This window comes from Nonomuraea sp. NPDC049152 (genome assembly GCF_040648355.1).
Classification (GTDB): domain Bacteria; phylum Actinomycetota; class Actinomycetes; order Streptosporangiales; family Streptosporangiaceae; genus Nonomuraea.
Window position 1 is genome coordinate 1 of the sequence record NZ_JBEZDO010000071.1, and the last position, 8,202, is coordinate 8,202.

8 protein-coding genes are annotated in these 8,202 nt (G+C 68.0%); 4 read left to right on the forward strand and 4 right to left on the reverse strand.

Annotated features, from left to right (window positions below; genetic code table 11):
* Positions 1–146: 146 nt before the first annotated feature.
* Both AB0B45_RS51010 and AB0B45_RS51015 read right to left on the reverse strand, forming a co-directional pair.
* Positions 147–482, reverse strand: a complete 336-nt coding sequence (locus AB0B45_RS51010) for a hypothetical protein (RefSeq protein ID WP_358146232.1) — start codon at positions 480–482, stop codon at positions 147–149.
* Positions 483–620: 138 nt separating this feature from the next.
* Positions 621–1,148, reverse strand: a complete 528-nt coding sequence (locus AB0B45_RS51015; protein WP_358146234.1) for a helix-turn-helix domain-containing protein — start codon at positions 1,146–1,148, stop codon at positions 621–623.
* A gap of 173 nt (positions 1,149–1,321) precedes the next feature.
* Here AB0B45_RS51015 and AB0B45_RS51020 point away from each other — a divergent pair, with 173 nt between their 5' ends.
* On the forward strand, positions 1,322–2,791 hold the full coding sequence (locus AB0B45_RS51020; protein ID WP_358146236.1) for an MFS transporter: 1,470 nt from the start codon (positions 1,322–1,324) through the stop codon (positions 2,789–2,791).
* 115 nt (positions 2,792–2,906) lie between these two features.
* Here the strand turns inward: AB0B45_RS51020 and AB0B45_RS51025 are convergent, their stop codons facing one another.
* Positions 2,907–3,563: a TetR/AcrR family transcriptional regulator gene (locus AB0B45_RS51025; RefSeq protein ID WP_358146239.1), complete on the reverse strand. Its 657-nt coding sequence runs from the start codon at positions 3,561–3,563 to the stop codon at positions 2,907–2,909.
* A gap of 145 nt (positions 3,564–3,708) precedes the next feature.
* Between AB0B45_RS51025 and AB0B45_RS51030 the strand changes: the two genes are divergently transcribed.
* The 3 genes from AB0B45_RS51030 to AB0B45_RS51040 all read left to right on the forward strand — a co-directional run bounded on the left by AB0B45_RS51030 (position 3,709) and on the right by AB0B45_RS51040 (position 7,418).
* Positions 3,709–4,458: an SDR family oxidoreductase gene (locus tag AB0B45_RS51030; protein ID WP_358146241.1), complete on the forward strand. Its 750-nt coding sequence runs from the start codon at positions 3,709–3,711 to the stop codon at positions 4,456–4,458.
* A 363-nt stretch (positions 4,459–4,821) separates the two neighbouring features.
* Positions 4,822–5,655: an SDR family NAD(P)-dependent oxidoreductase gene (locus AB0B45_RS51035; RefSeq protein WP_358146243.1), complete on the forward strand. Its 834-nt coding sequence runs from the start codon at positions 4,822–4,824 to the stop codon at positions 5,653–5,655.
* A 368-nt stretch (positions 5,656–6,023) separates the two neighbouring features.
* Complete coding sequence (locus AB0B45_RS51040) at positions 6,024–7,418, forward strand: cytochrome b N-terminal domain-containing protein (RefSeq protein ID WP_358146245.1); 1,395 nt, start codon at positions 6,024–6,026, stop codon at positions 7,416–7,418.
* Positions 7,419–7,981: 563 nt separating this feature from the next.
* Here the strand turns inward: AB0B45_RS51040 and AB0B45_RS51045 are convergent.
* Positions 7,982–8,202: VOC family protein (locus AB0B45_RS51045; RefSeq protein ID WP_358146247.1), on the reverse strand; the 221-nt coding region annotated here is incomplete at its 5' end.

Here is an 8,202-nt window from a genome sequence, read left to right on the forward strand (position 1 = left end):
GGTGTGCTCCTTCGGGAGTCTGTGTCGGGGAGTCGCTCTTGCTTGTGCTCAGAGCATTGCCAACCGCCCTGATACGGGGTCGTTGCCGGGCTGACACGGCCGCTGACACGAGACCGCATGGTCGACGGCGAGGGTTCCGGTGCCTTCTAGGCGGTGACGAGGGTCTGTGGCTCGCCGGCGGCGTGTGCGCCGATCTTGCGGCCGCGCGGCAGGAGCAGGGCCAGTACGGCGGCGCCGAGCACCCCGGCGGCGGCGCCGAGGAAGGCGGTCGACATGGCCGCGTCGTAGGCCTGGCGGGCGGCCGCGGCCAGGGATGGGTCGGTCGCGGCGGCGGCCACCGAGCGGCGGGCCTGCTCCGGCGCGGTGGCGGGCATGGCCGAGGCGTAGCTGCTGGTGGCCAGGCTCCCCAGGATGGCCACGCCGAGCACGGCACCGGCCTGCTGTAGGGCCGGCTCGTCGGCGGCCTCCACGACGGTCGGCATGCCGGGCAGGGTGGCACTGGCGGCGCCGGCGGTGAACGGGAAGATCCATGTCGCGAGGGAAGGCGATCGAGGAACCACCCAGCCTGGTGGATCTGCGCACGCGGGTCGAGGCGATGATGCCGCGCGTGGACAGCTCGTCTACCCGGAGATGGAGCCCACCGATACCGGGAGATGGAGCCCGCCGAGCATGACGGCTAGAAGCTGGTCACGGTGTGCGGGGGTCCGCTCCGCCGCCCAGGCGACTGAAGCGATCAGGGAGAAGAGGGCGGAAGCGTCGACATCAGGCCGGATCGTCCCTGCGTGCTGGGCTCTGGCCAGTAGTTGTGCCCCGGCGGCCTTGACGGCTTGGCAGGTGGCGTGGAGTTCGGATGCGGGGTCGGCGAGGCTGTCGACGAGGGCGTCGACCAGACCGCGATAGGCCATGGCGTGCTCGACCGCGGCCGTAAGCCAGGTGGCCAGGGCCTGGTGGGGGGATGGGGAGGCGAGCAGCTCATCTGAGCGTGCGTTCAGACCGCGCAGGCTCTCGCCCAGCAATGCCTCCAGCAGTGCCTGGCGGGTCGGGAAGTGCCGGTAGAGGGTCACGTTGCCGACGCCGGCTGTGCGCGCGATGTCGTTCAAGGAGGCGCCCACGCCGTGCTCGGCGAATGCCGTCCGGGCGGCCGTCAATAGACGCTCATAGTTGCGTCGCGCATCTTTACGCCCTCCGGGCCGGGTCTGCGTTGATCGATCCGCCACGGGACTCTCCACACGTTTGCCAAAGCGAGGAACCTCCTCGTATCTTAGCTCACCAGAAAACGAGGAGCCTCCTCGTTTCGTTGCGTACCATCCTGAGGAGTGCCATGACCGAACAGAGCACGCACGTGGCGACAGCGAGATCCGGGCCCGCCGGCACCTCCCGCCAGCGCCACCCCGGCCTGGTGCTCGCCATCGTGCTGATCTGTCAGACGATGTTCATCCTGGACACCAACGTGGTGAACATCGCCCTCCCCGACATCCAGCAGGACCTCGGCTTCTCTGCGGCCGGCCTGTCCTGGGTGCTCAATGCCTACATGCTGGCTTTCGGCGGTCTGCTGCTGCTCGGCGGTCGCGCGGGCGACATCCTCGGCCAACGGCGGGCTCTCATCGGCGGGGTCGCCATCTTCACCGTCGCTTCACTGGCCGGAGGGCTGGCCACCTCGGCCGAGATGCTCCTGACGGCCCGTGCGGGTCAGGGGATCGGCGCCGCCATTGCCGCACCGACCGTGCTCGCCCTCATCACCGTAGGCTTCCCGGACCCTGCGCGCAGGGCGCGGGCACTGGGGGCCTACGCGGCAGTCTCCGGCTCCGGCGCCGCGATCGGCCTCATCGCCGGTGGTGTGCTCACCGACTGGATCTCCTGGCGGTGGGTGCTGTTCATCAATGTGCCGATCGGCATCGCCCTGCTGATCCTGGCCCCGCTGTTCATCACCGAGACCGATCGCCACCCGGGCCGCTTCGATCTGGCGGGTTCGCTGACCTCGACGCTCGGCATGACCGCGCTCGTCTACGGCTTCATCCGCGCCGCTGAGAAGGACTTCGGTGACGCGTTCACCCTCGGCGCGCTCGGCGCGGCCGCCGTACTGCTGGCAGTGTTCGTGGCCGTTGAGTCCCGTGCCCGGCAGCCGATCGTCCCGCTGCGGCTGTTCGCTGACCGCAATCGCGCCGGCGGATACGTCGTGCTGCTGTTCGTCCTGGCCGCGGGCAACGGCATGTTCTTCTTCCTCACCCAGTTCCTGCAGCAGGTCCGCGGCTACAGCCCTCTGCAGGCGGGATTCGCCTTCGTGCCGCTGGCCCTCGTGATCCTGGTCTCTTCCGGCGTGGCGGCCCGGCTGCTGCCACGCCTGGGCGCCAAGACGCTGATCGCCCTCGGCGCTGCGGCGATCAGCCTGGCCCTGCTGTGGATGACGCAGCTGTCGCCCCAGGCCGGCTACGCCACGGCGCTGCTCGGCCCCATGATGATCGCCGGCCTCGGCATGGGCATCCTGCTGGTGGGAGCCACCACCGTGTTGTCCTCCGGGATCCGACCCGAGGATGCCGGCGCCGCCTCCGGCCTGCTCAATGTCATGCAGCAGATCGGCGGTGCGCTGGGGCTGGCCATCCTCGTCACGGTGTTCGGCGCCGCCACCCGCGCTTCACGCGGACCGGCCCACCAGGTCCTCACCGAGGGAGTCACCACGGCCTTTGCCGTCGCAGCGGCGTTCACCGCCTGCACAATCCTCCTGGCCCTGACCATGAAGAACCGGCAGGCTCCCACAGCCGAATCCGCAGCCGCAGAGGAGCTCACCCGATGACATAGGCGTACATCGGCGACGATGGCGGACGTAAGGCGGGACCAACCTCATCTGTGCCCCTGCGATGTGTTGCGTGGGCTCGCCCGGCACGAGGAAGGTGCAGCGAACGCGTGAATCAATCGTCGTTGCCGCGGTCGGTGTCCGCTTCGTGTTCCTTGATCGCTGCCTCTACCAGGACACGTACGGCCCAGGTGATGGTTTCCTGTTCGGCCTGCGGGTCAAGGCCGCGGACGTCACGTAGGGCGATCTGCGCCTCCCAGCCGACCACGATGGTCAGGGCCGAGATCAGGCGCTGGAACGACTCCTCGCCCAGGGTGCCGCGGAGCGGTTCGCAGGCCTGCTCCAGCCATTCCACCCGGCGATGGCCACGGCGCGGGGTGGCCGGCTCTCGATTGTCGCTCGCCGGCGGATCGACGGTCAGACGGATCAGTCGGCGGCCCAGGGGAAGCGATTGCGGTGAGTGCTCCAGCAGGGTCCGGACGAGGGCGTCCAGCCGACCTGCGGGGTCGTCGGCGAGCGCGGGGTCAGCCAGTGCCTCCTCGACCGGGGGCTCGTTGAGCGCGCCGGCGGTCGCGTCGATCAGCAGGTGGTCGAGGGTCGGGAAGTACATGTAGATCGTGCGACGTGACACGTCGGCGGCGGCCGCGATCTCGTCGATGGACGGCGTCGCTCCGTCGGCGCTCAGTCGGACCGCCGCGTCGACGATCGCTTTGCGGGTGCGGCGGCGCTGCGCTTCGCGTCCGCCGCGGCGGACTGGATCGTCACTGGTCATCGTGCCGCTTGTCACTCCTCGGGTCGGTGAATGGCTGTCTTGACGGCTACTCGCGGTATGAGTATACCTTGATGCAGTCATTGCACAGAAGTGCAGCGAATGCACTCCTGTGAGCTCTGCTGCGAGGACGACGAAGGAGACCGACATGGACATGACGAACTCGGGACAGACCTCGGTGTTGATCACCGGAGGCAACAAGGGACTTGGCTTTGAGGCGGCCCGGCGGCTCGGGGAACAGGGTTGGACGATCTTCCTCGGCTCGCGTAATGAAGATCGAGGACGGGCAGCTGCCGACAAGCTGACCGACGGTGGCGCGAACGTGGTCATGGTCCCGCTGGACGTGACCTCGGACGGGTCGGTGACCGACGCTGTACGGCTGGTTCGGGAGCACACCGACCGGCTGGATGTGTTGATCAACAATGCCGGCGCGCCAGGAAGGGGCATTGCGCCTGCAGACGCGACGGTTGACGACATTCATTCCGTCTACGACACCAACGTGTACGGACCGATCAGGGTCACGCACGCGTTCCTTCCCCTGCTGCAGGCGGCGGACCATCCGCGGGTGGTGATGGTGTCCAGCGCTGTCGGTTCCTTCACGGTCGTGACCGATCCAGAGCAGCCCTCCTCGAAAATGCACGAGCTCGCCTACAGCTCGTCGAAAGCGGCGCTGAACATGATCACCGTCCGGTACGCCCAGGCGCTCCCGAAGATCAAATTCAACGTCGCCACTCCCGGAGAAGTCGCAAACCGCAGATTCGCCGCCACCGACATGAACAATCACACCGGTCAGCTGACGGTCACCGAGGGCACCGACTCGATCGTCAGACTCGCGATGATCGACGCCGACGGGCCGACCGGGACCTTCATCGATCGCCTTGGCCCCGTCGCCTGGTGACCGCCGCAGCGGTTGAGAAACAGCGCCCACTGCGCGGCGGCGTACTTCCAGGACGGGCGTTCGTCCAGCCAATCGGTGAGTGGACCGCGCAGCGCACGGCGGACGCCGCCCACCTGTTTGTGGCGCATGTCACGCCGTTGTGGTGTCACAAGGATCGGGTCACCGGTGCCTTGTGTTCGACCAGTTACCCCAGCAAGAGGCCAACATGGATGCTCACGTCAGTCCGGTCGACAGAGCGGTGCTTGCCGTAGGCGCACCCGATGGCGATGGTGCGCGGGCCGGCTCGGAGCATCGCGGAGCCAACAACAGCAACAACGAGTCCACCGTGGCAAACCGCCACCGCAGAAAGAACGGAAAGACATCATGAGCAAGGTCTGGTTCGTCACCGGTTCGTCCCGCGGCCTCGGCCGCAACTTCGTCGAGGCCGCCCTGTCCCGCGGCGACAAGGTGGCCGCGACCGCCCGGAACACCGGAAGCCTTGACGAGCTGGTCGCCGCCTATGGCGACGCGGTGCTCCCGCTCGAGATGGACGTGACCGACAAGGCCGCCGTCTTCGAGAGCGTGAAGCGGGCCAAGGAGCACTTCGGCCGTCTCGACGTCATCGTGAACAACGCGGGCTACGCCCAGATCGGCGCGATCGAGGAGCTGACCGAGCAGCAACTGCGCGACCAGCTGGAGACCAACCTGTTCGGCGCGGTGTGGGTGATCCAGGCCGCGCTGCCCCACCTGCGCGAGCAGGGCGCAGGGCACATCATCCAGCTGTCCTCGGCGGCCGGCCTCTTCGCGATGCCGCTCGGTGGCGCGTACCACGCCTCCAAGTGGGCCCTGGAAGGCCTGAACGAAGCCCTCGCCCAAGAGGTCGCCGACTTCGGCATCAAGGTGACTGTGGTCGAGCCCGGCGGATTCGCCACCAGGTCCGGCAAGAACCCCGATGTACTCAACAATGGCCACCTGGCCGAGGCCAACCCGATCTATGACGGTCTCCGCCAGCGCCTCGCGGGGTTCGCGGGAAAGCAGCCCGCCGGCGACCCGGCCGCCGCGGCCCAGGCACTCCTCAAGGTCGTCGACTCCGACAACCCACCCCTGCGGGTGCTCTTCGGCCAGGGCTTCTATCCGATGCTCAAGCAGGTCTACGCCGACCGGCTCAAGACCTGGGCCGACTGGCAGGACCTTTCGGCGGAGGCTCACGGCCGGTGACCCTCGGTCTGAGCTATTCGAGACCTGAGCCGCGTCGTTCTTCTCGGCCCCACGTAGGTGGGCGTGCGCGGGGCCGGGTGGTCGTCGGGTAGAGGGTCCCGCAGGATGCGCAGGGACATGCTGGCCTCCCGGGGGTGTGCGTCGGGGAGGAGGCTCGTGCACCGACCGTCGAGCATGACCAAGGCCGACATGCTGAGCGTGACCATACGCCTGTACGCCGTCAGTTTCCCGGTCCGTGCCCGGAGGGTCGCTCCTTCCCGCAGATTCTCTGAATATGACGTAACTCGCCCTCGCCGACGGCCCCATGGATGTCACATTTCCCCGGCGAATTTCGTCAATGAAATGGAATCGAAACGAGGAGGGGCCTGATGCGCCCGCGATTGATGAAACGTCGGTCGTTCCGGTTCAGTCATTGGTCATTCATGTTCGCCGAAGTAGCGATCTGGTCTTTCGTCGTCCTGACGCTGACCGGACTGTTTCTCATGGTGTTCTTCGACCCCGACATGTCTCCTGTGCTTTATCAGGGCGTGTACACGCCCCTGCGCGGCATTCCAGTCAGCAAAGCCTTCGACTCGACGATGCACCTGAGTTTGGAGGTGCGCGGCGGCCTGTTCATCCGGCAGGTGCATCACTGGTCGGCGCTCGTGTTCGTGGCGGCGGTCGCGCTCCAACTGTTGCGAATGTTCGTCAGCGGCGCATTCCGCCGCCCACGCATGCTGCAGTGGCTGATCTGGGTGACACTGCTACCGCTGGGAATGGCCGCCGGGGAGACCGGCAACATTCTGCCCGACGACATGCTTTCCGGCGGGAGCCTGTGGTTGATCCAGTCGGTTCTCCTGTCGATCCCCGTGGTGGGCTCCTACGCGGTGCAACTGCTGTTCGGCTCCGAGTTTCCCGGGGAGAGCATCATTCCGGTGATGTACTGGGCGCACGTGCTGGTGATCCCGGCCGCCGTCGCCGTGCTCCTCGGCGCCCGCGAATGGCTGGTGCGACGGAACGGCCACTCGCGGTTCGCCGCGTCGGTGCCGGGGCGGCGGGCCGCACGCCCACTGATAGTGGGTGCGACGATCGGAGTGCTCGTCGTTCTCGGGGTGGGATTCCAGATCGCACCGATCTGGCTGTACGGCCCGGCGGGCCCGGGCCAGATCTCGGCGGGGTCGGTGCCCGACTGGTACATGGGGTTCCTCGACGGCGCTCTGCGGATCATGCCGGGGTGGGAGCTGACCATCGGGGTCTACACACTCAGCCTCGCGGTCCTGGTGCCTACGCTGATGGTGCCCGGGGCGTTCTTCACCGTCCTGGCCGGCTACCCCACGGCGGAGCGCCGCATCCTCCAGCGCCTTGCCCGGCGCGACGCACTTGGCTGGCCCGAGTCCGAGAGCCGTATGGCCAAGGAGGGGACCGGCCCCGCCATGCTCGACCGGCCGCGCGAGGCGGCGGTGAGGACAGGTATCGCAGCCGCCGGCGTCGCCTTCTACGGACTGTTGTGGGCCGCCGCGGCCAACGACCAACTCGCCCACGAGTTCCAGCTCTCGGTGGAAGCTGTGACGATCTTCTTCAGGTTCGCCGTGGTCATCGGCCCGTTCATCGCCTTCTGGGTGACCCACCGGCTCTGCCTGGGCCTGCGACTGCATGATCGGCACATCATGGAGCACGGACCGGAGAGCGGAGTGATCGTCCGGAGCGCGCAGGGCGGGTTCCACGATCGATCCAGCCGGGAAGATCACGATCGGCGGCTGGCCGTCACCTCGCCGCCCAACTGATCCACGGGGCCCGATGTCCACCGGCTACCGCTCAGCTGGCCGGCAGGCCCGGTAGGGCGCAGGTCTCGGCGTGGAGCCGGGCGCCCCGTTCGGCGAGCTCCATCGGCGAGTCGAAGTGGTTGCGCCCGGCCTGCTCGAACGCGGTCACCCGGCGGCCGCCATCCCGCAGATGCGCCGCGAACGCGGCTGACTGCCGTTTTGCACTCGTCCGTCTTGTGCTCCCCCAGGCGATGACCAAGGGGCAGCGCGCGCCGGGCAGGAACATCGGGCTGCCGACCGGGCCCTCCCCGGCCAGGTCCTGCCGAAGTCCACCCAGCCCGCATTGCCGCACATGAAGATCTCCCCCGGGCACGGTGCCGGCGTACCTGGCGGTCAGATGGCAAAAGCCTCGTCCAACAACGCGCGGTGGTTCGGCGTCGACACGATCCCGAGTCGACGCCGAACCCACTCCTCGGTACCCGGTCATGCCGGTCATGCTGAGGGGCCATCCGTCCAGAGGAGTCCGGCCGGCGTGCCAGGCAGTGGCCGCGTCACCCACACTCGCCAGAGGCTTTCCTCGGCGACTACTCCGCGTAGGGCTGGTCCGTTCCCTGGGCGCTGTAGCCGAGACTCCAGATATAGCCGTCCGGGTCCGCGAAGGTGCCGCCGTACCCGCCCCACGGCAGGGCGCCGGCGGGCTTGAGGATCGTGGCGCCCGCCTGCTCGGCCTCCGCGATGATCTCGTCGACCCGCGCCTCGCTACGGACGACGTAGGTGAGGACCAGCCCGCTGAAGCCGCTGCCTT

Excerpts from the sequence above, each read along its gene's own strand:
- AB0B45_RS51025 (WP_358146239.1), bottom strand. The coding sequence starts at position 3,563 with ATGACCAGTGACGATCCAGTCCGCCGCGGCGGACGCGAAGCGCAGCGC.
- AB0B45_RS51035 (WP_358146243.1), top strand. The coding sequence starts at position 4,822 with ATGAGCAAGGTCTGGTTCGTCACCGGTTCGTCCCGCGGCCTCGGCCGC.
- AB0B45_RS51030 (WP_358146241.1), top strand. The coding sequence starts at position 3,709 with ATGGACATGACGAACTCGGGACAGACCTCGGTGTTGATCACCGGAGGC.
- AB0B45_RS51040 (WP_358146245.1), top strand. The coding sequence starts at position 6,024 with ATGCGCCCGCGATTGATGAAACGTCGGTCGTTCCGGTTCAGTCATTGG.
- AB0B45_RS51010 (WP_358146232.1), bottom strand. The coding sequence starts at position 482 with ATGCCGACCGTCGTGGAGGCCGCCGACGAGCCGGCCCTACAGCAGGCC.
- AB0B45_RS51020 (WP_358146236.1), top strand. The coding sequence starts at position 1,322 with ATGACCGAACAGAGCACGCACGTGGCGACAGCGAGATCCGGGCCCGCC.